General features: G+C 67.3%; 27 protein-coding genes. 13 read left to right on the forward strand and 14 right to left on the reverse strand.

Annotation, left to right across the window (positions count from 1 at the left end; genetic code table 11):
• Position 1 precedes the first annotated feature (1 nt).
• The gene (locus tag CS1GBM4_RS08215; protein ID WP_186418210.1) at positions 2–2,104 is read left to right on the forward strand and encodes an acetate--CoA ligase family protein; all 2,103 of its coding nucleotides are present in this window, start codon (positions 2–4) and stop codon (positions 2,102–2,104) included.
• 310 nt (positions 2,105–2,414) lie between these two features.
• Here the strand turns inward: CS1GBM4_RS08215 and CS1GBM4_RS24820 are convergent, their stop codons facing one another.
• Positions 2,415–2,648, reverse strand: coding sequence for a hypothetical protein (locus CS1GBM4_RS24820; RefSeq protein ID WP_348522316.1), 234 nt, complete (start codon positions 2,646–2,648; stop codon positions 2,415–2,417).
• 82 nt (positions 2,649–2,730) lie between these two features.
• Positions 2,731–3,639 carry a LysR family transcriptional regulator gene (locus CS1GBM4_RS08225; protein ID WP_186418211.1) on the reverse strand — a complete coding sequence of 303 codons (909 nt, stop codon included), beginning with the start codon at positions 3,637–3,639 and terminating at the stop codon, positions 2,731–2,733.
• A gap of 129 nt (positions 3,640–3,768) precedes the next feature.
• Between CS1GBM4_RS08225 and CS1GBM4_RS08230 the strand changes: the two genes are divergently transcribed.
• From CS1GBM4_RS08230 to CS1GBM4_RS08255, 6 genes are read left to right on the forward strand one after another with little or no spacing between them, the layout of a single operon-like run.
• Positions 3,769–4,428 carry an RraA family protein gene (locus CS1GBM4_RS08230; protein ID WP_186418255.1) on the forward strand — a complete coding sequence of 220 codons (660 nt, stop codon included), beginning with the start codon at positions 3,769–3,771 and terminating at the stop codon, positions 4,426–4,428.
• Positions 4,425–5,645, forward strand: a complete 1,221-nt coding sequence (locus tag CS1GBM4_RS08235) for an aspartate transaminase (RefSeq protein ID WP_186418212.1) — start codon at positions 4,425–4,427, stop codon at positions 5,643–5,645. Before CS1GBM4_RS08230 ends, CS1GBM4_RS08235 begins: the two co-directional genes overlap by 4 nt.
• Before the next feature lie 15 nt (positions 5,646–5,660).
• On the forward strand, positions 5,661–6,473 hold the full coding sequence (locus tag CS1GBM4_RS08240; protein ID WP_186418213.1) for an ABC transporter substrate-binding protein: 813 nt from the start codon (positions 5,661–5,663) through the stop codon (positions 6,471–6,473).
• 29 nt (positions 6,474–6,502) lie between these two features.
• Positions 6,503–7,201, forward strand: coding sequence for an amino acid ABC transporter permease (locus tag CS1GBM4_RS08245; protein WP_186418214.1), 699 nt, complete (start codon positions 6,503–6,505; stop codon positions 7,199–7,201).
• Entirely contained in the window at positions 7,201–7,911 is a 711-nt protein-coding gene (locus CS1GBM4_RS08250; protein ID WP_186418215.1) for an amino acid ABC transporter permease, read from the forward strand. The genes CS1GBM4_RS08245 and CS1GBM4_RS08250 overlap by 1 nt, the downstream gene beginning before the upstream one ends.
• Before the next feature lie 7 nt (positions 7,912–7,918).
• Positions 7,919–8,650: an amino acid ABC transporter ATP-binding protein gene (locus tag CS1GBM4_RS08255; RefSeq protein WP_186418216.1), complete on the forward strand. Its 732-nt coding sequence runs from the start codon at positions 7,919–7,921 to the stop codon at positions 8,648–8,650.
• Between the two features lie 141 nt (positions 8,651–8,791).
• On the opposite strand, the gene CS1GBM4_RS08260 is transcribed toward CS1GBM4_RS08255, so the two are convergent.
• The 6 genes from CS1GBM4_RS08260 to CS1GBM4_RS08285 all read right to left on the reverse strand — a co-directional run bounded on the left by CS1GBM4_RS08260 (position 8,792) and on the right by CS1GBM4_RS08285 (position 14,861).
• Positions 8,792–9,832 (reverse strand): LacI family DNA-binding transcriptional regulator, encoded by a 1,041-nt coding sequence (locus tag CS1GBM4_RS08260; protein ID WP_244607123.1) that lies wholly within the window; start codon positions 9,830–9,832, stop codon positions 8,792–8,794.
• 126 nt (positions 9,833–9,958) lie between these two features.
• On the reverse strand, positions 9,959–10,603 hold the full coding sequence (locus CS1GBM4_RS08265; protein ID WP_186418218.1) for a ThuA domain-containing protein: 645 nt from the start codon (positions 10,601–10,603) through the stop codon (positions 9,959–9,961).
• A 12-nt stretch (positions 10,604–10,615) separates the two neighbouring features.
• Positions 10,616–11,713, reverse strand: coding sequence for a Gfo/Idh/MocA family oxidoreductase (locus CS1GBM4_RS08270; RefSeq protein ID WP_186418219.1), 1,098 nt, complete (start codon positions 11,711–11,713; stop codon positions 10,616–10,618).
• 33 nt (positions 11,714–11,746) lie between these two features.
• A complete protein-coding gene (locus CS1GBM4_RS08275) occupies positions 11,747–12,607 on the reverse strand; it encodes a carbohydrate ABC transporter permease (RefSeq protein ID WP_186418220.1) in 861 nt (286 codons plus the stop codon).
• Complete coding sequence (locus CS1GBM4_RS08280) at positions 12,600–13,490, reverse strand: sugar ABC transporter permease (protein ID WP_186418221.1); 891 nt, start codon at positions 13,488–13,490, stop codon at positions 12,600–12,602. Before CS1GBM4_RS08280 ends, CS1GBM4_RS08275 begins: the two co-directional genes overlap by 8 nt.
• A 111-nt stretch (positions 13,491–13,601) precedes the next feature.
• Positions 13,602–14,861, reverse strand: coding sequence for an extracellular solute-binding protein (locus CS1GBM4_RS08285; protein ID WP_186418222.1), 1,260 nt, complete (start codon positions 14,859–14,861; stop codon positions 13,602–13,604).
• Positions 14,862–14,992: 131 nt separating this feature from the next.
• Here CS1GBM4_RS08285 and CS1GBM4_RS08290 point away from each other — a divergent pair, with 131 nt between their 5' ends.
• The 6 genes from CS1GBM4_RS08290 (at position 14,993) to CS1GBM4_RS08315 (ending at position 20,088) form a co-directional block, all read left to right on the forward strand.
• Positions 14,993–15,769, forward strand: coding sequence for an SDR family oxidoreductase (locus CS1GBM4_RS08290; protein WP_186418223.1), 777 nt, complete (start codon positions 14,993–14,995; stop codon positions 15,767–15,769).
• Between the two features lie 315 nt (positions 15,770–16,084).
• Positions 16,085–16,477 carry a hypothetical protein gene (locus tag CS1GBM4_RS08295; protein ID WP_186418224.1) on the forward strand — a complete coding sequence of 131 codons (393 nt, stop codon included), beginning with the start codon at positions 16,085–16,087 and terminating at the stop codon, positions 16,475–16,477.
• Between the two features lie 266 nt (positions 16,478–16,743).
• On the forward strand, positions 16,744–17,859 hold the full coding sequence (locus CS1GBM4_RS08300) for an ABC transporter substrate-binding protein (RefSeq protein WP_186418225.1): 1,116 nt from the start codon (positions 16,744–16,746) through the stop codon (positions 17,857–17,859).
• Positions 17,856–18,917 (forward strand): iron ABC transporter permease, encoded by a 1,062-nt coding sequence (locus tag CS1GBM4_RS08305; protein ID WP_186418226.1) that lies wholly within the window; start codon positions 17,856–17,858, stop codon positions 18,915–18,917. The genes CS1GBM4_RS08300 and CS1GBM4_RS08305 overlap by 4 nt, the downstream gene beginning before the upstream one ends.
• On the forward strand, positions 18,914–19,756 hold the full coding sequence (locus CS1GBM4_RS08310; RefSeq protein ID WP_186418227.1) for an ABC transporter ATP-binding protein: 843 nt from the start codon (positions 18,914–18,916) through the stop codon (positions 19,754–19,756). The genes CS1GBM4_RS08305 and CS1GBM4_RS08310 overlap by 4 nt, the downstream gene beginning before the upstream one ends.
• Before the next feature lie 83 nt (positions 19,757–19,839).
• On the forward strand, positions 19,840–20,088 hold the full coding sequence (locus tag CS1GBM4_RS08315; RefSeq protein WP_186418228.1) for a hypothetical protein: 249 nt from the start codon (positions 19,840–19,842) through the stop codon (positions 20,086–20,088).
• A gap of 63 nt (positions 20,089–20,151) precedes the next feature.
• Here CS1GBM4_RS08315 and CS1GBM4_RS08320 read toward each other — a convergent pair whose 3' ends face one another.
• The 6 genes from CS1GBM4_RS08320 to CS1GBM4_RS08345 all read right to left on the reverse strand — a co-directional run bounded on the left by CS1GBM4_RS08320 (position 20,152) and on the right by CS1GBM4_RS08345 (position 25,347).
• Entirely contained in the window at positions 20,152–20,964 is an 813-nt protein-coding gene (locus CS1GBM4_RS08320) for a glycosyltransferase family 2 protein (protein WP_186418229.1), read from the reverse strand.
• Between the two features lie 30 nt (positions 20,965–20,994).
• Positions 20,995–21,747: a response regulator transcription factor gene (locus CS1GBM4_RS08325; RefSeq protein WP_186418230.1), complete on the reverse strand. Its 753-nt coding sequence runs from the start codon at positions 21,745–21,747 to the stop codon at positions 20,995–20,997.
• A 294-nt stretch (positions 21,748–22,041) separates the two neighbouring features.
• Positions 22,042–22,722, reverse strand: coding sequence for a response regulator transcription factor (locus tag CS1GBM4_RS08330; RefSeq protein ID WP_186418231.1), 681 nt, complete (start codon positions 22,720–22,722; stop codon positions 22,042–22,044).
• A gap of 261 nt (positions 22,723–22,983) precedes the next feature.
• A complete protein-coding gene (locus CS1GBM4_RS08335) occupies positions 22,984–23,643 on the reverse strand; it encodes a response regulator transcription factor (RefSeq protein ID WP_186418232.1) in 660 nt (219 codons plus the stop codon).
• On the reverse strand, positions 23,640–24,821 hold the full coding sequence (locus tag CS1GBM4_RS08340; protein ID WP_186418233.1) for an ATP-binding protein: 1,182 nt from the start codon (positions 24,819–24,821) through the stop codon (positions 23,640–23,642). Before CS1GBM4_RS08340 ends, CS1GBM4_RS08335 begins: the two co-directional genes overlap by 4 nt.
• The gene (locus CS1GBM4_RS08345) at positions 24,796–25,347 is read right to left on the reverse strand and encodes a methanogen output domain 1-containing protein (protein ID WP_186418234.1); all 552 of its coding nucleotides are present in this window, start codon (positions 25,345–25,347) and stop codon (positions 24,796–24,798) included. The genes CS1GBM4_RS08340 and CS1GBM4_RS08345 overlap by 26 nt, the downstream gene beginning before the upstream one ends.
• Positions 25,348–26,146 lie beyond the last annotated feature (799 nt).

The following is a 26,146-nucleotide window of genomic DNA, read 5'->3' on the forward strand; positions in this document are numbered from 1 at the left end:
GATGAGCGCGATCGAGACCCTGTTCCGCCCGCGCAGCGTCGCCGTCGTCGGCGCCTCGACGGATGCCACAAAGACCTCCGGCCTGCCGATCCGCTTCCTGCGCCAGCAGGCCTTCGGCGGCGAAATCTATCCGGTCAATCCGCGTGTCGGCGAGATCGACGGGTTGCGCTGCTATGGCAGCGTCGACGCGCTGCCCTCGGAACCCGACGTCGCGATGGTCCTGCTCGGCGCGGCGCGAACCGTCGAGGCGGTCCGCGATCTCGCCGCCAAGGGCACGCGATACGCCATCGTGCTGGCGAGCGGGTTCGGCGAGTCGGGCGCGGATGGCAGGAGCCGGCAGGCGGAGCTGCTCGAAGCAGCCGGGCCCATGCGCATTCTCGGCCCGAACACGATCGGCCTCGTCAATGTCAGCGACGGCGTTCCGCTCTCGGCGAGCGGCGCCCTCGCCGCCGGTCAGTTCCAGAAGGGCCCCGTCGGGGTGGTCTCGCAGAGCGGCGGCATCCTCGGGGCGCTCCTGTCGCGCGCTGCGGCCCGCGGCATCGGCCTGTCCAAGCTCGTGGCCACCAGCAACGAGGCCGATCTGGAGATCGCCGACTTCATCGACTATCTCGCCGACGACGCCCGGACCTCGGTGATCGCGCTCTACATCGAGACGATCCGCAACCCCGAGACCTTCCGCCGTGCCGCCGCCAAGGCGCGCGCGGCCGGTAAGCCGATCGTCGCGCTCAAGATCGGCCGCTCGGACGCCGGAGCGCGCGCCGCCGCCTCCCATACCGGGGCAATGGCGGGCTCGGACCGGACCTATGACGCCTTCTTCCGTGACCTCGGCGTCATCCGCGCTCAGAGCTTCGGCGATCTCGTCGACGTGCCGGCCGCGCTGGCGACGCAGCCCGTGCTCAAGGGGCGGCGCGTTGCGGTACTCACCTCGACGGGCGGCGCGGGCACGCTGGTCGCCGACAGCCTCGGGCTAACCGGCTTCGATGCGCCGGTTCCCGACGAAGCGACGGTCGCTAGGCTCAAGCAGGCGATGCCGGAGGGCCATGGTGCGCTCGACGGCAATCCGGTCGACATCACGCTCGCGGGTCTGCAACCCGACGTGCTGAAGGGCTGCATCGGCGCGCTGCTGGAAAGTCCATCCTATGACGCGCTGGCCGTGATCGTCGGTTCTTCCAGCGTCGCCCAGCCCGAGCTGATCGGTGATGCGATCCGCGCCGCTTCGCCGAGCGGCAGCAAGCCGGTCCTCGCCTATGTCAGCCCGCACGCGCCGGAGGCGGCGGCGCGGCTGACCCGGCAGGGCGTCCCGGCGTTCAATACGCCGGAAGCCGTCGCGGCCGCGCTCTCGGCGCTCTGGGCTGCCGGGCAGCCCCCGGCGAAGGCCGAAGCGGCCACTGGGCGGCAGGTGGCGGAGGTTCCTGCCGACTGGCGCGGATCGCTCGACGAGAAGCGGGCCAAGGAGCTTTTCGCCCGCTTCGGCTTGCGCTGCGTGCGCGAGGTCGAGGTCAGTAACGCGGGCGAAGCAAGCGCCGCCGCCCGCAATTTCGGAGGCTCGGTCGTGCTCAAGATCCTGTCCTCGACGATCACGCACAAGAGCGATGTCGGAGGTGTTGCGGTGTCGCTCGATGCCGAGACCATCGGTCCTCGCCTGGAGCGGATGAGGCAGGAGGTCGAACGACGCGCCGGTGTCGCGCCCGAGGGCTATATCGTCCAGGAGATGGTGCCTCCCGGTGGGCTCGAGCTGATCCTGGGCTGCCATCGCGATGCGCTCGGTAGCGTCCTGCTCCTCGGCCTCGGCGGCGTGACGGCGGAGCTGATGAAGGACACGACGATCCGGTTGCTCGCGCCCGGCACCGTGCTGAGCCGGGAAGAGGCGCTCGCCATGGCGCAGGAGCTCAAGGGCTGGCCGCTGCTCGACGGCTATCGTGGCCGGCCGAAACTGGACGTCGATGCCCTGGTCTCGGCCATTGTCGACTTCTCCGCCATGGTCGCCCAGCTCGGCGAGCGGCTGTCGGAAGCCGAGATCAATCCGCTCTTTGTGTTGCCGCAAGGGAGCGGCGCCGTAGCGGCGGACGGTGTCGCCGTCCTCTCCGGCCGAGACTTTGCATGACAGGACCGAATGAGACCCTTGCAGCGGCGGGCTGGTCGCGGATCGAGGATGAGGGCTTCATCGGCCTGATCGGTCCGTTCTGGCAGCGAGATCAGGGAGGCGACCTCGAGCTCGCGCTCGCCACCGCCGAGAAGCATCGCAATCGATCCGGGATCGTGCAGGGGGGGCGACCTGGGCGGTTGGGCGCCTGCTCCACCTCGTGCAGGTGCACCTGCACGACGCGCATGGCCGCGCGACAGCCTCTTGCGCTTGGGCAGCCGATTGCTGAGATGGCCGTGCCAGCGCGCCGGGTTCTCCCAGGGCGATGCGATCAGCCCGCGCGCTTTTGCAGCATCGAGGACACGCTCGATCCGGCCGCGGATCCGCGAAGCGGTTTCCGGCTTGCTATGCCAAATCGGGACAGGGCCTTCAGAACCAGATCTGTCGTGATTTTGCGGATATCTTCGCGGACCTGCGTGACGGTGACGCCGGTGAGCAGGAACTGCAGTTGCTGTCCAACCTCGGCAGGCGAGAGACCGATCAGATTGAGGCGGTCCTGACCCACGAGAACGGGCTTGCTTCTGCCGCCGCGGCGTGGGCGTGTAGCGCCACTCGCGGGCAAGCAACGAAGGCGCCCGCCTCGACACTCACTCCCGCGGCAGGCTGCGGGCGCTGAAGTCACAGGATTGCTGCGCGATTGCCGCAACGCGCTCGGCCAGGGGCGACACATCGCCCTTGCGATGGACGGCGTAGTAACGCAGTGGCGGAATCGGCGGATCGGTCCTGATGATGCGCAGGTGGCCGCGGGCGATCTCCGGTGCGAAATAGCTGGCCGTCAGGAAGGTGACGCCCAGCCCGGCGGCGGCGAGGCCGGCCAGAACGTTCAGGCTGTTGCACTGCACGGCGCGGTTGATCTCCAGCCCATTCGCCACCGCCCAGTCGAGTACCAGCTTCTGCAGGCCCGAACCCTGGGTCTGCGTCAGGATCGGATAGCGTGCCATCTCCCGCAGCGGGATAATCTCCTCCGCCGGGCCGAAGCCGGGCGCAGCCACCCATTCCAGCTGGGCGGCGTCGAGCGGCAATCTGGAGAACTCCGCCGTCTGCGGCGGGTCGAGCCCAATGACGAGATCGAGCTCGTTGCCGCCGAGCTTGCCGAACAGGTCGACGCTGGCCGCGACCTCCGGAACCGGCACGACATTGGGGTAGTCGCGCTTCATCGCGACGATCAGCTTGGGCAGCCAGGTCAAGGCGACGAGCTCGGTGGTGCCGAAGCGGAACGGCCCCGAGAAGGTCGCCGCGCCGCCCGCCGCCTCGCGGAAACGCGGCTCCAGCGCCAGCATCTCGGCGGCGAGGGGCAGGCTCGCCTCGCCGGCCCGGGTCAGGCACAAGGCATGGCTGGCGCGATCGAAGAGCGGCCCGCCGATGACCGCCTCGAGTTCGATGATCCGTTTCGAGACGGTCGACTGGGCGAGGTGAAGATGACGCGCCGCCTCGGTGAAGCCGCCGAGCCTGGCGGTCCAGTAGAACGCCTCGATCTGCCTCAGGCTCGCCGGCATCGCTTCGCCTCCACCTGCCAGCTCTGCTAATGAAGAAAAGCGATGGCTGGCAAGAAATTAATTCGCTTTCTGTCATTCGGAACGTGTCACATAGTTTTCACAACGACGCCTGCCGGGACAGAATCTTCCATGCCGCTGATCGGTCATCGCAACAATCCGAGCGGCCCCGCCGTCCCCGGCACGATCCTCGACGGCTTCCGCGATGCCGCCGTCTCGATCATCTCCGACGTGATGAATCGCCTGCACGGCACGAAGGCCCTGCGGCCCTATCATCGCTCAGGCCGCCTCCTCGGTACGGCTGTCACGGTCAAGACCAGGCCCGGCGACAACCAGGTCCTGCACCGCGCCTACGAGCTGCTGCGTCACGGCGACGTCCTCGTCGTCGACGGCGGCGGCGACCTGACCCAGGCGCTTGTCGGCGAGATCATGATGAGCCGTGCGCGCCAGATGGGCATCGCCGGCTTCGTCATCGACGGTGCGATCCGCGACGTCGATGCGTTCCTGCGATCGGACTTCCCTTGCTATGCCCGTGGCGTGACGCATCGCGGCCCGTACAAGAGCGGGCCGGGCGAGATCAACGTGCCGATCGCGGTCGACGGCATGGTGGTGATGCCGGGTGATGTCGTGGTCGGGGACGCTGATGGGGTCGTCGCCTTCGACCGCGCCGACGCGGCCGAGCTCCTCGCGCTGGTCCGACAGCAGGAAGAGCGTGAGGCGAACGCGCTCGCCGCGATCGCCGAGGGCAAGGTCGACACGTTCTACATGGGCGCGGGAAAGGCCACGTCATGACGCTTGCTGCGATCCCGCTTTCCGCGCGCGTCAGCCGGATCAAGCCCTCGCCCAGCATGGTGGCGCGCATGCGCGCCCAGGAACTGAAGGCGCAGGGGCGGGACATCGTCGACCTCACCACCGGCGAGCCGGACTTCGACACGCCCGCCCATATCAAGCAGGCGACAACCGCCGCCATGGCGGCCGGCGAGACGCGCTATGCGCCGGTCAACGGCACGGTACGCTTGCGCAAGGCGATCATAGCCAAGCTCGAGCGCGAGAACGGCGTGACCTATGCCGCCGACGAGATCGTGGTCGGCAGCGGCGCCAAGCAGGTGATCTTCAACGCGCTGGCGGCGACGGTCGGGGAGGGTGACGAGGTCATCGTTCCCGCGCCCTATTGGGTGTCCTATCCCGACATGGTGCTGGCCTGCGACGGCACGCCGGTGATCGTCGCCTGCGGCGAGAATGCCGGCTTCAAGCTCACTGCCGATGCCCTCGAAGCGGCGATCACGCCGCGCACGCGCTGGCTGATCCTGAACACGCCGTCGAACCCGAGCGGCGCCTTCTATTCCGCCGCCGAGATGCAGGCGCTGACCGGGGTGCTGAAGCGCCACCCGCAGGTCGCCCTGATGACCGACGACATCTACGAGCACATCCGCTTCGACGGCGGCGCGCCGGTCTGCCCGGTCGCGCTTGCGCCTGAGCTGCGCGAGCGCACCCTGCTCGTCAACGGCGTCTCCAAGACCTATGCGATGACCGGCTTCCGGATCGGCTACGGCGCCGGGCCGAGGGCGCTGGTGAAGGCGATCAACATCATCCAGTCGCAGACGACTTCGGGCGCGGCCTCGATGTGCATGGCTGCGGCCGCCGCGGCGCTCGAAGGCGATCAGAGCTTCGTCGCGGAGGCGCGGACCGCCTATCGCCAGCGTCGCGACCGCGCCGTCGAATTGCTCGACGCGATCGATGGGATGAGCTGCCTGAAGCCGGATGGAGCCTTCTATGTCTATCCGAGCTGCGCCGGGCTGATCGGCCGACGGCGGCCGGATGGACGCGTGCTGCAAAGCGATCTCGATGTCGCGCTGTACTTCCTCGAGGAGGCCGGCGTCGCCGTCCTCGACGGCTCGGCCTATGGGCTCTCGCCCTATCTGCGCCTGTCGATCGCGACCTCGCTCGGCGCGATCGAGGACGCCTGCGCCCGCATCAAGACGGCCTGCGACGCACTGCAACGATCATAACGACAGGGGATGATGATGAAGCTCTTTTCGGTTCTCGGCCTCGCGGCCGCTCTCGCCGCCGGCATCTCCGGCGTCGCCCGGGCAGACCAGCTCGCCGACATCAAGGCACGCGGCAAGCTGATCTGCGGCACGCTCGGCACCTCCGAGCCGTTCTCCTTCCAGCATCCGCAGACCCGCGAGATCGTCGGCTACGACGTCGACATCTGCAAGAAGGTCGCGGATGCGATCGGCGTCCCGCTCGAACTGAAGACGATCGCCGTCGAGGCCCGCATTCCCGAGCTGCTGCAGGGCCGCGTCGACATCCTCGCCGCCAATCTCGGCTACACGCCGGAGCGCGCCCAGCAGATCGACTTCTCCTATTCCTATTTCGTCAGCCAGCAGAAGCTGCTGACCACCAAGGAGGCCGGCATCACCACCGCCGAAGGGCTCGCCGGCAAGAAGATCACCGCCATCAAGGGCTCCTCCTCCGAGCAGGGCGTGCGGCGGCTGATCCCGACCGCCGAGACCGTGACCTTCCAGGATACCTCGTCGGCCTTCCTGGCGCTGACGCAGGACAAGGTCGACGCCTTCTGCGCGTCGGAGCTGATCCTGGTGAAGCTCGCCAAGCAGTCCAAGGTGCCGATGGTCGTGATCGAGAAGTCGCTCTTCGTCGAGCCCTGGGGGCTCGGCCTGCGCAAGGGCGAGACCGCCTTCAAGACGCTGGTCAACGAGACCCTCGCCAAGGCGGCCGGCTCGGGCGAGATCGACAAGACCTTCTCGAAGTGGTTCGGGCCGGAGACAGCCTTCAACATCAAGCGCGACTACAAGATCGAAGAGATCAAGGGCTGAGCCGAGGGCGGACACCAGGAAGCCGGCCGATGGGTTATGTCTTCGATCTCGGCAGCGTGCTGAGCGGGAAATATCTCGACTGGTTCCTGATCGGCGTCGCCACCACGCTGGCGCTGACCGCGGCGGCCTGGTGCCTCGCCATGGCGATGGGGATCATCCTGACGCTCGTCCGGATGATCCCGTTCCCGCCGTTCGGCTGGTTCGTGGCTCTTTATGTCGAATATCATCGCAATGTCCCGCTGCTGGTCCAGATCTTCGTCTGGTATTTCGGCGTGCCCGCGCTGCTGCCACGGCCGGCCCGGCAGTGGATCAATGCCCATCACGGCGAATTCCTGCTGGCCATGATCGCGCTCGGCCTCGCCGCGGCGGCCTATGTCGCCGAGGATATCCGCAGCGGCATCCGCTCCATTCCGAAGGCCCAGTACGAGGCCGCCCGCTCGATCGGCTTCGGCTATCTCGGCGCCATGGGCTATGTCGTCCTGCCGCAGGCGATGCGCATCGCGGTGCCGCCGCTGATCAACCAGACGCTGCTGCTGTTCAAGAACACCAGCCTCGCCATGGCGATCGGCGTCGGCGAATTGACCTACCGCACCCGCGAGGTCGAGAGCTATACCTTCAAGACCTTCGAGGCCTTCGCGGTCGCGACCGCGATCTACCTCACCATCTCCTTCGGCATCATGGCGCTCGGCAGCTGGTCCGGGAACCGCCTCAAGCTCGAGACACGCTGATGCTCGAGATCCTGCAGAACAACTGGCTGCTCTTCCTCATCGGGCAGTATCCGCACGGACCGATCGGCGGTCTCGCCATGACGCTGTTCATGGCGTCGATCTCGCTGGCGCTGTGCTTTCCCTTCGCGATCGGCCTGGCGCTCGCCCGGCTCAGCCCCTATCGCTGGCTGCGGCTGCCGGCGACCGCGATCGTGCACACGGTCCGCGGCCTGCCGCTGATCATGTTCATCTTCTGGACCTATTTCTTCTCGCCGCTGATCATCGGCCGGGCCGTCGGCGGGGTCGAGACCCTGGTGATCGCGCTCGTCGTCTATGAAGCGGCCTATCTCTCCGAGATCATCCGGGCGGGCATCGAGGGCCTGCCGAAGGGCCAGGTCGAGGCGGCGACCTCGCTCGGCCTGCGCTACTGGCCGACGACGATCAAGATCGTGCTGCCGCAGGCGCTGCACAACATGCTGCCGAGCATGGTCAGCCAGTTCGTCTCGACCATCAAGGAGACCTCGCTCGGCTATGTCATCAGCGCCCATGAGCTGACCTTCGCCGCCGCGCAGGTCAACAATGTCCTGCTGACCCAGCCCTTCGAGGTCTACGGCATCCTGGCGCTGACCTATTTCGCCCTCTGCTTCGCGCTGACCTCGCTGGCGCGCTTCATCGAGCGGCGCATTTCGGCCGGCCGCGGCGGCACGCCCGGCGTCATGGTCGCGGCATGAGGCAGCCATGATCCGCTTCGAGAACGTCGAGAAATGGTTCGGGCCGCTGCAGGTGCTGGCCGATGTCTCCGGCGAGGTCCGGCGCGGCGAGGTCAAGGTGCTGGTCGGCCCGTCCGGCTCGGGCAAGTCGACCCTGATCCGCACCGTCACGCGGCTCGAGCGCATTCAGGGCGGGCGCGTGCTGGTCGGTGGTGCCGATATCGCGGCCCGCGGCCTCGACATCAACCGGCTGCGCCAGCGGGTCGGCTTCGTCTTCCAGGCCTATAACCTGTTCCCGCATCTCAGCGCGCTCGGCAACATCACGCTCGGCCTCACCAAGCTGCGCCGCATGTCCAGGGCGGCGGCGCGCGAGCGCGCCATGGAGGAACTCGCCCGCGTCGGCCTGACCGAGAAGGCGAACGAGATGCCCGGCATGCTGTCGGGCGGGCAGAGGCAGCGCGTCGCCATCGCCCGCTCGCTGGCGATGGACCCCGAGGTGATGCTCTTCGACGAGCCGACCTCGGCGCTCGACCCCGAAATGGTCGGCGAAGTGCTCGTGGCGATGAAGCGGCTCGCGGCCGGCGGCATGACCATGATCTGCGTGACCCACGAGATCGGCTTCGCGCGCGAAGTCGCCGACGAGATCTGGTTCATGGAAGCCGGCAAGGTGATCGAGCGCGGCAGGCCGGCCGAGCTGGCCAGCGCCTCGGCCCATCCGCGGCTCGCCGGCTTCCTGCACATGGTCGGCCATCACCGATAGGTCCGGCCGCCCGGCTATTGCCGCCCGAAGGGTAGGCCGGGACGATGCCCACGTCGGTACGGTCTGATGTCGGACTGCATCCTCGCCAGGGCAGGCCGGGACGAGAGAAGGATCCGGCCACCCGAGGCTGCATCCGCGGGCTCAAGTCATGTTGTCGCGCAGGAAGATTTCGATACGGATGCGCTCCTGGTCGGGCAGGATGGGTTCGCCCGTCGCCTGCGCCATCAGGACGCGCGCGGCCGAGCGCGCCTCATGGCCCGGGTCCTGGTTGATCACGGCGGCGACCGTCCCTGAGAGAAGGCCGCGCCGCGTCGCCTCGGTCAGCTCATGCGCGATGAAGACGAGCGGCCTGCCGGCGGCCTCGAGCGCCGCGACGATACCCTCGTTGCCGGCGCCGATATTGTAGAGCCCGATCAGGTCGGGATGGCCCGCGAGGAGCCCGGTCACCGCCGCCTCGTTGCGCTCGCTCCGGTCGCGCCCCTCCAGGGCCGGCAGCAGGGTCAGCCCGGGATAATCGCCGGAGAGCACTTGCTGGAAGCCGTAGAGCCGCTCGACATGGTCACGCAGCGACATCGAGCCGAGGATGACGCCGACCTTGCCGCTGCGGCCGCCGAGGAAGCGGCCCATCAGCGAGGCGCTGGTGCGGCCCGCCGCCGGATTGTCGATGCCGACATAATGGGCGCGGCGGGAGGTCGGGGCGTCCGAGACCAGGGTGACGACGGGAACGCCGCGCGCGACGAGGTCGTCGATGGCGGCGCGGACCTTGGGATGGTCGAGCGCCACGGTGGCGACGCCATGAAAATGCTCGGCGAGACCGGCGAGCCCGCTCGCCAGCGCCTCGGGATCGAAGACGTCGAGCTGCAGGATGTCGACGAAGGCGTTCTGCGGCTCGAGCCAGTCGCTGATCCGGCGCACCTGCTGCATCAGCCCGGCCATGAAGGCGTTGGTGCTGGAGGGCAGGATGAAGGCGAAGCGGAAGGACTGGCCGCGCGCCAGCCGCGCCGCGGCGGGATTGGCCCGGTAGTCGAGCTTGGCGATCGCGCGCCTGACGCTCTCGACGGTCTTGGCGCGGACACCTTCGCGCTGGTTCACGACGCGGTCGGCCGTGGCGAGCGAGACGCCGGCCTCGCGCGCCACATCCTCCAGCGTCGCCCTCCTGATCGGGGTCCGGATCCGATCCACCTCGTCCTCCACGAACTCTCCTCTCGTCTGCGCCACGGAATCGCCTTGCATCCTGTCTCGCGGCGCAGGCCTTGGCATTGCCGGGCAGCCTGAGTCCAGCCTCCCGGCGGGACTCGCCGCCGCGCCTCAGCGTGCAGCCCAGAGCAGGCCACGCGTCATGATCGAGCGGATCTCCGGCACGTCGAGCTCATAGGCGCGATGGCCGAGCGAGGAATAGAACACCCGTCCCTCGCCGTAGCGCTTGCGCCAGACCACGGGCATCACCACGCCCTCGATCCAGGGCGCATGCTCGCCGGTGAAGGTCGTGGTCGCCAGCACTTCGTTGGCCGGGTCGACATGCATGTAGTACTGCTCCGAGCGGTGCTCGAAGCTGGCGATGCCCTGCATCAGCGGATCGTCCGGGCGGGTGATGTCGACGGTGTAGTCGATGATCCCTCCGGGATGGGCCACCCACTGGCCACCGCACATGAACTGATAGTCGACGGAGTCGCGGAAGGCGTCGCACATGCCGCCATGATGGCCGGCGAGGCCGACGCCGCCGGCGACCGCCTCGCACAGGGCGAGCGCCTCCGGCTTCTCGATCTTCGACATCGTGTAGATCGGCACGATCAGCGAGTAGTTGCGGATCTCGGGATCGAGGAAGGCCGAAGTCGCGGTCTCGACGCGCACGTCGAAGCCTTCCGCCTTCAGCCAGCCCCGGATCATCGAGCTGCAGAGGTCGGGGTCATGGCCGCTCCAGCCGCCCCAGACGATCAGCGCAGTCCTTGTCATGTCGATCCTCGTTCAATCCAGAGTGCCGGTGGGCAGGCCGGGCGGCAGCATGGCCGGCCGCTCGACCGTGGTTGCGAGCGTGACGCGCCGTCCCTCGTCGGAGGCGGTCTGGAAGGCTTCCATCGCTTCGAGCACATGCAGCGCCAGCGCGCCGCTGGCCCGGTGCGGCCGGCCGGAGATCAGGCCCGCCGCCATGTCGGCGACGCCGATCGAGCGGAACTCGCCCTCGCTGTTGCCGTGGCTGAGGGTCTGCGCCTGCCAGTCGCCGCCGGCCTTGGCGACCAGGACCTCGCCGCCGAACCGGTTCGGGTCGGGCACGGACAGGCTGCCCTCGGAGCCGTAGATCTCGATCGGGCGGTGGCTGTGCTTGGGAACGTCGAAGCTCATCGTGATCGAGACGACCGCGCCGCAGACGAATTCGAGCACGCCGGTGACATGGGTCGCGACCTCGACCGGGATCAGCGTGCCGTTCATCGGCTGGCTGGTGACGAGACGCTCGGCCCTGGGCCGCGTCGCGAAGCCGACGACGGAGGCGATCGGCCCGAGCAGGTTGACCAGGTCGGTGATGTAATAAGGGCCCATGTCGAGCATCGGGCCGCCGCCGCGCAGATAGTAGAAGCCCGGCGCCGGGTGCCAGCGCTCATGGCCGGGGCAGCCGAAGAAGGCGTTGCCGGCGACGGCCTTGCCGATGGCCCCGTCGTCGATCAGCTTGCGGGCGGTTTGGTGGCCGCCGCCGAGGAAGGTGTCGGGCGCGGAGCCGACGCGCAGGCCCTGCTCCTGCGCGAGATCCATGACCTTGCGCGCCTCGGCGACATTGACGCCGAGCGGCTTCTCGGAGTGGACGTGCTTGCCGGCCCGCAGCGCCGCGAGGCTGACATCGGTATGGGCGAGGGGCACGGTCAGGTTGACGACGATCTCGACGTCGTCGCGCTTGAGCAGCTGGTCGACCCGCATCGCCGGCACGCCGAACTCGGCGCCGCGCGCTTCGGCCGGGGCGGTGCGCATGTCGGCGACGGCGCGCAATTCGATGGTCGAGAACTGCTGCATCGCCGTCATGTATTTCGTCGAGATGTTGCCGCATCCGATGATGCCGACGCCGATCTTTCGCATGGGACGCTCCTTGATAGCCGGATGGGCAGCCGCTCAGCCTTTCACCGCGCCGGCGGTCAGGCCGGCGACGATGTGCTTCTGGGCGAAGAGGAAGAGGATGATGGTGGGCAGGATGGTGAGGGTGATGAAGGCCAGCACCAGGTGCCACTCGGTCGAGTACTCGCCCTGGTAGACCATGATGCCGAGCGGCCAGGGATAGAGGCTGTCGCTGTTCAGCATCACCAGCGGGATCAGATAGGCGTTCCAGCTGTGCACGAAGGTGATGGTGCCGACCGTCGCCAGGATCGGGCGCGACAGCGGCAGCGTCACGTAGCGGAAGAACTTGGGATAGGAGCAGCCGTCGACGAGGGCGGCCTCCAGCAGCTCGGTCGGCAGGTCCTTGAAGAAGCGCCGCAGCAGGAGGATGCTCATCGCCAGCGCGAAGGCGACCTGGGGCAGGACGACGCCGAGATGGCTGTCGAGCAGGCCGAGATCGCGCACCTTGATGAACATCGGGAGGATCGCGGTGGCGGCCGGGAAGAGCAGGCCCATCGTCAGGTAGTTCAGCAGCATGTCGCGCCCGAAGAAGTGCAGATGGGCGAAGACGAAGGCGGCCATGGCGGCGCAGATCAGCGTCAGCAGCACGGTCAGCGTGGCGATGGCGAAGGAGTTGCCGAGGAGCTGCCAGTAACGCCGCGAGAGCAGGATGTCGGCGTAGTTGCTCCACTCCCAGACGCTCGGCAGCCCGAACGGGTTGACGCGCAGTTCGCCGAGCGATTTGAAGCCGCCGAGGACCGTGGCGATGAGCGGCGTCATCACGAACAGGACGATGGCGGCGAGATAGAGCGCCTTGCCGATCGCGACGGCGCCGAAGCCGTCATCGCTGAAGGTGGCGGTGGAGGCGGGCTCACTCATCGCGCATGATCCAGCGCTTGTAGGTGAAGGCGAAGACCACGCAGATCAGGAACAGGATGACGCCGACGGCGCTGCCGAAGCCGACGCGCATGCGCGTGATCCCGAAGGTGTAGAGGAAGCTCACCATGGTGTGCGACGAGTCCGAGGGGCCGCCGCGCGTCAGCGGCATCACCAGGTCGAAGAGCTGCAGCGAGCCGACGATGGCGAAGAAGACCGAGAGGCGGATGGTCGGCGCCAGGGCCGGGATGACCACATAGCGCAGGCTCTGCCAGCGGCTGGCGCCGTCGATCCTGGCGGCCTCCAGCATGGAGCGGTCGATGGTCTGCAGCGCCGCGATGAACAGCATCATGTGGAAGCCGAAATACTTCCAGACCACGACGACGAGGATGGCGGCGAAAGCCGTCTGCGGACTGGCGAGGAGATGCGGCGCTTCGGCTCCGAAGCTCTTGTAGAGCGCGGCCAGGAGACCGTAATCGCCGTCATAGACGAAGCTGAAGATCAGGCCGGTGGCGATCTCCGCCAGGATATAGGGCAGGAAGAACACCATCCGCAGCGCCACCGCGCCGCGGAAGCGGTCGGCCAGGATGATCGCCAGCGAGAGCGCCAGCGGCAGCTGGATCAGCAGCGAGACGGCGATGATCAGCAGGTTGTTCTTGAAGGCTGTGCCGAAGGCGCGGTTGTCGAAGACGAAGCGGTAGTTGTCGAGGCCGATCCAGTTGGTCGGCGCACCGAAGCCGTTCCAGTTGAAGCCCGAATACCAGGCGGCCTCGCCGACCGGCAGCACGACGAACAGCGTGAACAGCAGCAGCGCCGGCGGCAGGAACAGCAGGATGGTCGAGAGCTTGCCGACATCGGCGACTCTGCGTCCGGCGAGAGCAGCCATGATCACCTCGCGCGATGACGGGATGGCAGGGGAGGTCGGTCGGCGGCGGGAGACCGCCGCCTGATGATCCGATCGGCCGGGAATCTGCCTAACGGGTCGTCGTTGTTTGCGTCAGTTACCCTGGCGGAACGCGTCCTGGATCGCCTTGGCCGCCTGTTTCGGCGTCATCGTGCCGGCGGCGATCTCGGTGGTGGCATCATTGACGACGCGGCCGACGGAGGGGCCGAGATCCTGGTCGTAGAAGTTCTGGTGATAGGTCGAGTTGGCGATGTTCTGGGCGATGTTGCGCATGAAGGCGCTGCCGAGGCCGGCTTCGGCGCCCTTGTAGACCGGCACGATGAAGTTGCCGGCGGCGAGGCGCTTCTGCGGCTCGGCGCTGACGAAGTGCTTCAGGAAGGCGACCGCCTCCTTCGGCGCGCCCTTGGTGACGAGCCAGCCATTGATGCCGCCCAGCGTATCGCTCGGCAGACCCTTGCCGCCGGGAACGCTCGGGAAGCTGATCCAGGCGAGCTTGTCGTCCGGCACGCCCGTCTTGTCGACCGCGAAGACCTTCTGGGTGTGGTAGAAACTGGAGATGGCGAGCAGCATCGCCGCCTTGCCGTCGCCGAAATGGCCGATGGCCTGCTGGCTCTTGAAGCCGAGAAATCCGTTCTGGAAGGGCTGGAGATCGACGAGCTGCTTGAACAGCTCGCCCGACTTCTGGAAGGTCTCGCCCTCGAAGCCGCCATCCTGCCCCTTGAGTGCCGCCTGCATCGCCGCCTTGCCGCCGAGGCGCACGGCCAGGTGGGTCCAGTAGAAATGCACCGGCCATTTGTCGGCGCCGCCGACCGCGAGCGGCGTGATGCCGGCGGCCTTGAGCTTCTTCACCGCATCGAGGAAGTCGTCATAGCGCACGATCTTGCCGGCATCGACGCCGGCCTTCGCCAGCAGGTCCTTGTTCGCCATGAAGCCGACCTGCGAGACGCCGTAGGGCACGCCATAGATCTTGCCGTCGAGCGTGAAGGCGTCGACCGCGCTCCCGGACAGATTGTCCTTGTATCCCTGCATGGCCGCGGTGACGTCCTCGAGGACGCCGGCCTCGACCTGCGACTTCAGCACGCCGCCAGCCCAGCTGTAGATGATATGCGGCCGATCCCTGGACTGCAGCAGCGTCGGCGCCTTGGCCTTGTAGGCCTCGTTCTCGAGATACTGCATCTCGACTTTCACGCCTGGGGTCTTCGCCTCGAACTCGCGGGCAACCTCCTCCCAGATCTTCACCACGACAGGGTTGGCCTCGATGTGCAGCCATTTGACCGTGGTCTGGGCGAGGGCGCCGCCGCCGGTGAAGGCAAGCGCGGCAATGCCGGCGAGCAGGCGCTTGAAACGAGCCATGGCTTCCTCCTGGGGTTCGGCCTCTGGCGGGCCGTCGTTTGCGGAGACCGTAACCTCAGGATTTGAGGTGCGCAACTCAAATGCTGATGCTATTCGAATCCCTGGAACTCCGCGATACGTGCGCGGCAGAGATGAAGGAGGCGGTCTTGGCGGGTGCGATTTATCCCGATCTCGCGGGCAAGGTGGTGCTGGTCACGGGTGGCGGTTCGGGGATCGGCGAAGCGATCGTCCGGGCTTTCGCCGGGCAGGGCTCGAAGGTCGGCTTCATCGACCTGAAGGAAGACGAGTCCCGAGCCACCGCGGCAGATCTCGCCGCCGGCGGGGCGAGCGTGCATTTCGAGCGTGCGGACCTGACCGACATCGCCGCGCTGCGCCAGGCGATCGCCGCGATCCGCACGGCGCTCGGCCCGGTCGACATCCTGATCAACAACGCCGCGCACGACCAGCGCCATGACGCGCTGGAGATCACGCCCGAATACTGGGACGAGCGCATGGCGGTGAACCTGAAGCACCAGTTCTTCGCGGCGCAGGCGGTGCTGCCCGACATGATCGCGCGGAAAGGCGGCGCGATCGTCAATTTCGGCTCGACCTCCTGGATGATCGGCCAGGGCGGGATGCCGGCCTATACCGCGGCCAAGTCGGCCGTGCTCGGGCTGACGCGCTCGCTGGCGCGAGATTTCGGCGTGCACAACATCCGGGTCAACGCGATCGCGCCGGGCTGGATCATGACGCCGCGCCAGATCGAGCTGTGGCTCACGCCGGAAAGCGAGGCTGAATTGATGCGCCGGCAATGCCTGAAGCGGCGGCTGGTGCCCGAGGACATCGCCCGCGCGACGCTGTTCTTCGCGTCGGAGGAAGCGGGAGCCTGCACCAACCAGCACTACGTCGTCGACGGCGGCTGGGTTTGAATTCGGGCATTCCGCCGGAGCGGCCCGCCGCCGCGACCGGCGGTCTTCCTTGCGAGGAACGCTCATAAGCGCCGCTGGGCGAAGCGTGAGCGCAGGACGGCATGGCTGCGGTCCCCGGACATGCGGCGGCCCAGCATCAGGCGGAGCCTGACCGGTGCGCCGGGCCGGGAGCGGAACCTGCGCGATTGCCTGAAAGCGGACGCGGACCTTCTCCGGTCGGAGACGAGCATCGCGAACGGCACGAACGGACTGAGCTGTTGCGACGCACTTCCTCTGCGGCGCATCCGGCGCTATGCAGGGAGCGGGGGAGCATTCGTGTCGCACAGGCCCAAGCCGCGCTGGAGATCATGGACCGCGATGCTCGCGGCCTATCTGCTCGTGGCTCAGGCGCTGTTCGCCGGCTTCGCGGCCGGCGCCTATGCGAACGGTCTCTCGCTCGACCGGACGCTGGCGCTGTCGCACTGCGCACCGGGCGGCGATATTCCGGGCGGTGGCGATCATGACAGGTCGCAGGCGCATGCCGGCATGAGCTGCTGCACCGCCGGCTGCCCGATGCTGACCGGAGCCGATCCGGCGCTGCCGGATTTCCAGGTCCTGCCGCTGCGGCCGGCCGACCGGGTCGCCTTCTCCCGCAGGCTCGACCGGCCGGTCGGCTTCCTCTCCGGCCATTCGCCGGGCAATCCGCGCGCGCCGCCCGCGGGCATCTGAGCCGCCGTCCGGCGCCTGCCGGCGTCCGCGACGGCTGATTCAGCCTGCCGCTGGCTGTCGTGACGGGCCCGGACCCGCCCGACGCCATGGCGGCGCGGATTCCGACACCATGCCCTTCCCTGCCTCGCCCGCCGCGCGGGCTCGCTCGCGCTCGTCGCGCTCCGCTGCGCGGCGGGCCGTCGCCAGCGCCGCGGCGCGCGGCGCGCCTTTCAGGCCGGCCGGCGCCAGCCGCGGCCGTTTCCCGCCATCATTTCACGGAGACCACCATGCATAAGCTCATGTCGATCGCGCTCGGCGCGATCTCCCTGTCGCTGTCGGCAATCGCCGCGCTCGCGGCGCCGACCGAGATCACGGACGCGCTCGGCCGCAAGGTCACCGTCGACCTGCCGGTCAAGCGCGTCGCGGTGAATTTCAACTTCGAGGAATTTACGGCCGTGGCCGGCGTCGACGGCTGGCGGAAGGTCGTCGGCATCTCGCGCGCGCCCTGGGAGGGCTGGCGGCCGCTGATCTTCAACCGCTACAAGGCGGTGATCCCGAACCTCGCCGCGATGCCGGACATCGGGCACAGCGAGGACGGCAGCTTCAGCGCCGAGAAGGTGATCGGGCTGAAGCCCGACGTGCTGCTGATCGCCGACTGGACCTACAAGTCGGCGCAATCGCAGGTCGCCCAGATCGAGGGCGCCGGGATCCCGGTCGTCGTCATCGACTACAACGCGCAGCTGCTCGAGCGGCACCTCGCCTCGACGCGTGCGCTCGGCAAGGTGACCGGGCAGGAGGCGCGGGCCGAAGAGCTCGCGACGCTCTACAAGAGCCGGTACGACGACATCCTGGCCCGCGTCGCCAAGGCCAAGGCGGCGGGCGTGCCGGCCAGGAAGGTCTATGTCGAGCTCGGCCAGGCCGGCGCCGACACCATCGGCAATACCTACAACAACACGATGTGGGGCAAGATCATCACCACGCTGGGGGCGGAGAACATCGCCGCCGGCAAGATCCCCGGGCCCTGGGGTCCGTTGAACGCCGAAGCCGTCATCGCCGAGAACCCGGACATGGTGATCTTCGCCTCCTCGTCCTGGGTCGGCAAGCCGAAGGCGGTCCGCACCGGCTACGACATCCCGGCCGACGAGACCCGCGCCAGCCTGAAGCCCTATGTCGAGCGGGCGGGCTGGGCCGAGCTCAAGGCGGTCAGGGCCGGGGAGATCAACGCGATCGAGCACGGGCTGTGCCGCACGCTCTATGATTTCGTCGCGATGCAATACATCGCCAAGCGGCTCTATCCGGAGCAGTTCGCGGACATCGATCCGGTCGCGAGCTTCAAGGCCTATCACGAGAAGTACCTGCCGCTCGCCTTCAACGGTACCTGGATGCTGGCGCTGAAGCCATGAGCGCGACCCTGTCGGCGGTCTCCGGAGGCGGCGTCGAAGCCGTCTATGCGCGGCTGGCGCGCAAGCGCCGCGCCGTGCTTCTCGCGGGGCTGGCGGCGCTCGCCGTCAGCCTCGTCTTCGACGTGGCGACGGGCCCGGCGATGCTGCCGGTCCCGGCGGTGGCGCGCTCGGTCCTCGGCCTGGCGCAGGACCGGACGATCGACGCGATCGTCTGGTCTATCCGGCTGCCGATCGCCTTCGTGGCGCTCGCGGTCGGGGCCGCGCTCGGATTGTCCGGGGGCATCATGCAGACCATCCTGAACAACCCGCTGGCGTCGAGCTATACGCTCGGCGTCTCGGCCGGGGCGGGCTTCGGCGCGGCGCTGGTGATCGTGCTCGGCGTCGCCATGCCCCTGCCGGAGCCCTGGGCGATCCCGGCCATGGCCTTCCTCTTCGCCTGCCTCGCCTGTGCCGGTGTCTACGCCATCGGCAGCCTGCGCGGCTCCTCGCCCGAAATGCTGGTGCTCGGCGGCATCGCGCTGCTCTTCCTGTTCCAGGCGCTGCTGGCGCTGCTGCAGTTCGTCGCCTCGCCGGAGGCGCTCCAGCAGATCGTGTTCTGGCTGTTCGGCTCGCTGCAGAAGGCGAGCTGGTCGAAGCTCTGGATCATCGTCGCGGTGCTCGCCGTCGCCTTGCCGCTGCTGCTCGCCGACGCCTGGCGGCTGACGGCGCTGAAGCTCGGCGACGAGCGGGCGAAAGGGCTCGGCGTCGACGTGCCGCGGCTGCGCATGCGCGCCTTCGCCGTCATCTCGGCGCTGACCGGCGTCGCCGTCGCCTTCGTCGGCACGATCGGCTTCGTCGGGCTGGTGGCTCCGCATCTCGCGCGGATGCTCGTCGGCGAGGACCAGCGCGGCCTGCTGCCGGCCTCCGGCGTGTTCGGGGCGCTGCTGCTGTCGCTCGCCTCGATCGCCAGCAAGACGGTGATGCCGGGAGCGATCGTGCCGATCGGCATCGTCACCTCGCTGATCGGCGTGCCCTTCTTCGTCTGGCTCGTCCTGCGCAGCCGGAGGGCATTCTGGTGAGACTCACGATCGAGGATCTGTCAGTCCGCTATGGCGGGACGACGGCGCTCGCGGGCCTCGGCCTGTCGGCGATGCCGGGCGAGGTGCTCGGCGTGATCGGCCCCAACGGCTCCGGCAAGTCGTCGCTGGTCAAGGCCGTCGCGGGCCTCGTCGCCCATGGCGGCCGGATCCTGCGCGGGGCCGATGACGGCGCGGCGGCCCGGATCGGCTACATGCCGCAGGACACGTCCACCCGCGCGGCGCTCACGGTCCTGGAAGCCGTGCTGCTCGGGCGGCTCGGAAGCCTCGGGCTGCGGGTGAAGCCGGACGATCTCGCAATGGCCCGTGCGGTCCTGGACGAGCTGGATCTCGGCCGGCTCGCCGGGCGCTATCTCGGCGAGCTCAGCGGCGGCCAGCGGCAGCTCGTCTTCCTGGCGCAGGCGCTGGCGGCGGAGCCGAAGCTGCTGCTGCTCGACGAGCCGATCAGCGCGCTCGACATCCGCCATCAGCTCGGGGTGATGCAGACCGTCCGCCGCCTGACGCATGAGCGCCGCCTGACGACGGTCGTGGTCCTGCACGATCTCAACATCGCGGCGCGCTTCGCCGACCGGATCGCCGTGATCTGCGCGGGACGGCTGATCCGCCACGGCCGGCCGGCGGAGGTGATCGAGCCGGAGACGGTCGCCACGGTCTTCGGCGTCGAGGCTGCGATGTCCGCGGCGCCCGACGGCTCGCTCGTCGTCACGCCGCTGCGCGCGGTGACGGCCGCCGCGCCGATGGATGGCGGAGCGCCGGAAGCCGCTCCGCACCGTCCGCCCGCTGCGCCACCGCCCGGCGCCGTAATCCGGAATGGCCGGTGACGCCGTCTCATGCGCGATTGACCGGACGGGCGGCCGATCTAGCGTGAGAGCTTCAGCAGGCACTCCGTCGAGGGCCAATGCGGATGACCATCGCGCTCGTCATCGCCGTGCCGGCCTATCTCCTGGTCGCGAGCCTGGTCGCGCTGAATTGCGTGCTCGAAGCGGAGCGCCCCGCCTTCACCGCCACGGATGCAGCCATCGTCGCGCTGATCAGCGCGGCGTGGCCGGCCGCAGGCCTTCTGCTGCTGTCGATGCAGGCGGTCCGGGGATTGCTGCGGGGAAGACGTCCGGTCGTGCGCGCAGCGCCATGGAGGCCCTTCCGGTCAGGCTGACCGGAAGGGCCTCCAGATCTTGCTTCGTTCCCCGAAAGCAGCGTGATCCAGTTCCGGCGGCGCTCAGAAATGCGCTTTCGGCTGGAGCTTCAGCGTGGTGCGCGTCGTGTCGGCCATCTTCGACAGCAGCCAATCGGGATTGGCGAGGTTGAAGTAGGTCTTCAGCAGAAGGCGCCAGAACAGGCGCTCGGCCTGCGATGACGGCCCGTGCTGCGCGTAGATCCTGGCGCATTCGGCCGTCGTGCGCGCGCCGTGAATCGCGCTGTTGTTGACGCCCGTCCGCCGGAAACAGGCGATCGGCCGGGCGATCCGGCCATAGGGCTCCTTCGCCAGCGCCCGACAGAACATGTCGTAATCGCCGGCGTCCTTGTAGGCGATGTCGAATCCACCCAGCTCCTCGTAGAAGGACCGCGAGAAATAGGTCGCCATGTGCATGATCGGGTTCCAGCCCAGGCAGACGAGCATGGCGGGCGTCATCCAGTTCGGCGGGGCGGCGAGCCCGCCGAGGCCGTGCCCGCGCGAATCGATCCACCGGATGGCGCCGACGACCCAGCGCCGCCGGCTGGTGCGGTAGGTGTCGACGACGGCGGCCGCGGCGCCGGGGAGCATCACGTCGTCGGCGCCGAGAAAGCCCAGCAATTCACCCGAGGAATTGAAGGAGCCCTTGTTGATGGCGTCGAAGATGCCGCTGTCCTTGCCCTGCATGACGCGCAGCCCGTAGCTCCGCGCCAGCTCGACGGTCCCGTCCGTGCTGCCGCCATCGACGATGACGTGCTCGATCTCGAGTCCGCGCGTCGCATTGCGACGCGCGGACTCGATGCATTCCCTGAGGTAATCGACGGCGTTCAGCGTCGGGGTCACGATTGTCAGGATCATTTGTGCAGCTCCGTCGCCGAGGTCGTCCGATCAGGCCAGCCTCGCCGAGGCGACCATGTCCGGCCGCGCGGCGATGATCGGTGCCGAGGGCGTGGGCGCGATTTCTGAGTCTTCGACCACCGGAATCCGCGTCACCGAATTCTGCATCGCCCACATCGCCGCCTGCGTGCGGTTCCTGACGCGCACCTTGCGCAGGATCGCCTTGACATGGACCTTCACGGTGGCTTCGGCGATCTCGAGCTTGCGCGCGATCACCTTGTTGGACTCGCCCAGCATGAGTCCTTCGAGAATGCTGACCTCGCGGGCCGAAAGCCCCTGGAACGGCGAGCCGTCGGCCCGGCGCTGCACGCCCTGGAGCAGGCGCTGCGGCTCGACCGCGACCTCGGAGAGCTGCGACAGGAGATCCGGCGGAAACACGGCGCCGTTGGCGACGACGACCTCGAGCGAGGTGATGAGGTCCTGCGCCGAGACGGACTCGACCAGGTAGCCGACCGCACCGAGCTGCATGGCGCGGCGCATCAGGTCGCGACTGTCGCGGAGGGCGAGGGCGACGATCTTGGCGCTCTTGAACTGCCGGCGGATGTCGCCGACGATCGAGCAGGACGTATCGTCGATCACGACGATGAAGAGATCGGGCGCCTTCTGGCTGCTCTCGTATTTCTGGAAGTCGAAGCTGGTGGATCTCTGGCTTACCCGGAAGCGCGCTCCGTCCAGAAGCTGGGTAATCCCCTCGCGAAGCAGGGCATTGTCGCTCAGCACGGCGGTCTCGATAATGTCAGCCATTGTTACTCCCCTTTACTCGAAACAAGACTGATGTCGCGAATGCAACAGAAGGTACAGGCTATCGATGAGGTGATGTTTTTAGTGTGCGGACTGCGAAGCAGGCCGCGTCGGCTAATCATTTGTGGGCATCGCCATCCGAACAGGGGCGCCGCAACCCTCTGCCCGATGGTTAATAATTAGTTCATTCGGATGTGTTCGTCGTGTCGGGAAAAATACGGTCCTGTCGGGAAAACCCTTACAGGACGAATAATAAATCGGCGCGCGAGGGCTTACAGCCACCTGCATTACCTTGCGTTAGTGGGCTGAATCGACCTTGAGGATGCGGATGAGGTCTTTCGCGAGCACCGCCGCTTCCGTGCGGTTCCGCACGTTGAGCGTCCGCATCAAGGCCGAGACGTGGATCTTCGCGGTCGGCTCCGCAATATGGAGCGCCTGGGCGATTTCCCGGTTGGAGAGCCCGTCCGCCAGCAGCGCCAGGACGTCCTTCTGCCGGCGGGTCAGCCCGAACGGATCCTGTTGCGAGCCGACGCGGCGCTGCGACGTCTCGCGCGAGCGATGGCCTTCCGCCGTCGAGCCGAACGGGGTGAGGCCGCGCGGAATGGCGAGGCGCCCGGCCAGGACATCGTGGACCGCCTCGACGATCTCGTCATCCCGCTGCAGCTTCGAGATGAAGCCGTGGAAGCCCTCGGCGACGTAATGGAGGACGTGGTCGAAGGTGCCGTTTCCGGAGATGGCGACATAGCGCGTCGTCGTGGAGGCGCGCTTGAACTCCCAGATGATCTGCGGGCCGCTGGCTCCGGTCAGGCTGAGGCTGACCAGCGCGAGATGGATCGGCTGCTCTTCCATCAGGCTGCGCATCAGGCCGTCGAAATCCTCGACCTCGATGAATTCGGCGTCGGGCAGCGCCGCCTGGAGGATGGTGCGCAACCCCGTGCGATACAGAGCATGTTCGTCGGCAACGAGGATTTTCACCATGTTCGCGCCGCCGGTCTGGTCGCCCCTGCCATTGGGGGACGTGGCCGCACGTCGCGCTCCGCCTGATCGCAGGCGGTACCCGAGCCCAGGCTCCTGATCCCCGAGCATTGTGGTAGCGGGAACGGTCCTTCAAGTCGCCACGCTCTTCGGGAGATGCCGCCGCACGACGTGTGGCCATTATTGTTCCGGTCTCGCCAAGCTGAGTACTCCGCACAGACCCAAACGCAGCAGATCGGCGCGCCGATGGCTTAGCCAGAACCGTCAGACATCGACGAGCCAGCCGTTGCTGGCTCCGTATCTGATGATGTCGAGGCGCGAATGCAGCATCAGCTTCTTGCAGGCCCTGTAGCGATAGGTCTCGACCGATTTGATGCCGAGGCCGATGCGCCGGGCGATCTCCTTGTTGGAATGGCCGACGGCGGCGAGGCGCAGGACCTGCGTCTCACGATAGGTCAGCGCGCCGTTCCCCGCCGCGGGCGCCGCGCCGGCGGACGAGGACAGCTTGCGGATCCATTCCGAGCGGAAATCTTCCAGGTCGGAATCGATATAGACGCCGCCGCTCAGCACGGTCCTGATCGCCTGCGCGACTTTCTCGCCGGCCGATGCCTTGAGGACATAGCCCCGAACGCCGGCCCTCAGGGCCTTCTGGACGTAGCTCGGTTCTTCGTAATGCGTCAGCATCACGATGCGCGTGTCGGGCGCCTGCTCGAGAATGCGCTCGGCCAGCGTCTGCCCGCTCATGCCGGGAAGGCCCATGTCGAGCACGACGACCTCGGGACGCCGGTCGCGGACGAGCGCGAGCGCTTCCGATCCGCAAGTCGCAAGCCCGGCCAGTTCCAGATCGGGCAGGCCGAGCACGAGCGCCTGCATGCCGGCCAGCACCACGGGATGGTCGTCGACCAGGATGATGCGCGCCGTCATGACGGCAGGCTCCGCTGCGGCGCGCAGACCAGCGGCGCGACGGCCGTGACGATCGTGCCCTTGTCGAGGCGCGGCCCCACCTCCAGCGTCCCGCCGATCTCCTCCATGCGCCGGCGCATGCCGCGCAGACCGATACCGGCGTCGCCGTGCCTTTCGGCCCCGACGGCTTCGAGCCGGATGCCGGCGCCGTCGTCGGCCATCGTCAGCGCGAGCGATTCCCGGGCGAAGTCGAGCGTGATATCGATCTTCCTCGCGCCGAGCGCATGCTTGACGATATTGGTCAGAGCTTCCTGAGCCACCCGATAGAGCGCGCATTCGACGGCGGCCGGCAGGAGCTCCGGTTCGAGGCCCTTCGTCCTGAAGCAGAGGTCGATCCGGCCATCCGCCGCGAAGGATGCAGCCATGGCCTCGATCGCCCGGACGAAGCCGAGCTCCTCGACGAGGTGCGGCCGGCCGCTGGTGACGGCATGGTGGATCTTGCGCCCGATCCCGCCGATGTGCGCGACGATGGCGCCGAGCCGCGCTTTCGCCGGGCCTTCCGCGTCGTGCTGCATGGTTCTGAGTTCCGCCAGGGCGAGCGCCATCTCGTGCCCGACATGGTCGTGGAGATCGCGGGCGATGCGCTCGCGCTCGTCGGCGCGGATATGGTTGACCTTGTCCCGGAGCTCGTGGGTTCGCGCCTCCACGATGCGCAGCGCTTCGGCGACGTAGCAATACTGCTCGACCAGCCTGAGGCGGTCGCTGCGCAACTCCTCGCATTGCTGCATGGCAAGGCGCCGCTGCCGCTCCGCAGCGAGGCGCTTCATCCGCTCCGCTGCCGCCGAGAACCGCGCATCCCTGGCGGGGTGCAGGCGCAGCAGCAATGTGGCGGGGCGGCTCCGGCGCCGCGGGACCAGGGCATGGCCGACGCAGCGATAGTCGGCGGCGCCGCCCGGCCCGTCGAAACGGACCTGTTCGATCAGCGGCAGGCGCGAGCCCGAGCAGGCGACGAGGAAAGCCCGCAGCGAGTCCGCCCGGCTCCTGCAGATGTCGAACAGCGACGGCGCCATGCCGCTGCAATCGAGAACCCGGCTCGCGACGCGGTTGAGCGCATGGATGCTACCGTCGCTCGCCGCGATGACCGACGGCTCGAGATTGGTCTCGAGGTCTAGCTCATGCCGAAGCTGCAGATGCATCATCGCGGAAGTATTCCCTTGTGTCCGGCTCCAGTGCCGTCCGCCTGAGGTGAACGACCACGCGGCAGTCGGAATCTCCCCTGGCGATGGTCCGCTCGAGGTCGACAGCCGCGTATCCGACCGCGTTCGCGGTCATCCGGCCGAAGATGTTCGAGGTCAGCATGCAGAGGGAGGGGTGGTTCGATGCGGCCTTCCCCAAGGGGCAGGCGCGGTTCCCGAATACCAGCCGGTCTTCGTCCTGCTCGGTCAGCGAGAACCCCCCGCCGGCGCGGTTCTTCAGGTCGATCAGCACCGCGACGAGCTGATTGCGATTGAGATGCTGGACGTTCAGCGCCGCCTTGTACTGCTTCTCGATGTCGGCTCCCAGGCGCGCGGCGATGCTGCTGACATAGGCGCACGCATCCTCGGGGCCGGCGATGGTCTCCAGCAACTCCGCCATGCCGGCGACCAGGGCGTCCGAGAGGACGTGATCGTCGAAATCGATGTCGAGCGAGCTGATATTCGGCATAGTGGTAGCGGATGAAGTCACGATGGCTAGCCCTCCTGACTGGATCGCTGTCCCAAGCCGGGACGTCCGGTGATGCGTTCGTGGAGACTCTGTTACTGTCCGGGCGAGCAGCTTCCTTTCGTGAACAAGTGTTCCATCTGGCTTAATCTCTGTGCGCGACTGCGTTCCTGTGCATCAGAATTGGGCGGCGGAGCTGTATTCGAACACATTTGAAAATTTTAAGCCCGTCTGAACTCGCCTATAATTATAGCAATGAGACTTTTTCAGATCGAAACGATGGCATTGCCAGCATTCCATAATTTTCTAAAATTTTAATTATATCTAAAAAGTTTAGTTTTGGCCTCCCTTACGGCAGCTCAAGCGCCGTCGATGACCTGAAGTCGGCAACGCATGAAACGCATGCGGGAGAGATAAGACGAAACGGCAAAAATCAAGCGCTTATCGAATTCCTCACCGGGCCAAATCGAACGCGACCTCCTATACCCAAACGAGCATCCTTTCGCGAAGATAACATATTTTTGGAACTTGTCTGCTCGAAATTGAATAAACCTGTCCCAAAAAGGATTTTCATTGTTTCGACTCGCATGAAAGTTGTGCTGATCGTGCCGATTGGGCTGCGCCCGGCCATGAAGATACCAAGTTGCCGCTCAAGGGAACCAGCGTATCGGATGGCACTCGACCTGGATTTCTGGTAGCTTTTGAATGACGCCTCAGATTTAAAGTATTTAGCTAAAATTCACGCGTTAATTCCAGATACAAATCTATTGGATTCGAATTCGCGGAGAGGGCCGCGGCGACACCTCTCCGGCTTCGAGCGCTC

This window comes from Allobosea sp. CS1GBMeth4 (assembly GCF_900185715.1).
Lineage (GTDB): Bacteria > Pseudomonadota > Alphaproteobacteria > Rhizobiales > Beijerinckiaceae > Allobosea.